1 protein-coding gene is annotated in these 381 nt (G+C 51.4%); it reads right to left on the reverse strand.

Features of this window, described 5'->3' with window-relative positions; translation table 11 throughout:
- Positions 1-15 precede the first annotated feature (15 nt).
- A partial coding sequence (locus NR125_RS30325; RefSeq protein WP_256816892.1) for a hypothetical protein occupies positions 16-381 on the reverse strand: 366 nt, incomplete at its 5' end.

A 381-nucleotide genomic window follows, 5' to 3' on the forward strand; every position in this document is an offset into this window, starting at 1 on the left:
TATGCACTTTTTAAATTATAGAAAGATACCTCCTCTTTCTTCCCCCCTTTCTTTTTTTCCCCTCCTCTCTCTCCCTTCCTCCCCTTTCTCCCCCCCTTTTCTTTTTTTCTCCCCCCTCTTCCCCCCCTCCCCTTCTCCTTCTTTCCCCCCCTCCCCTTTTTCTCTCCTCTTCCCCCCTTTTCCCTCCCCTTCTCTCCCCCTCCTCTTCCTCCTTTCCTTCCTCTTCTCCTCCCCTCTTCCCTCCCTCCTCTCCTCTCTCTTCCTTCCTTTCCCCTTTTTTTTCCTCTCCCTCCCCCTTTTCTTCTCCCTCCCTTTTTCCTCCTCTCTCTTCTCCTTCCTCCTCTCTTTCCCTCCTTTTTTTCTCCCTTTCTTTCCCTTCCT

Source organism: Cytobacillus sp. Bac17 (assembly GCF_024519925.1).
GTDB lineage: Bacteria > Bacillota > Bacilli > Bacillales > Cytobacillaceae > Cytobacillus > Cytobacillus pseudoceanisediminis.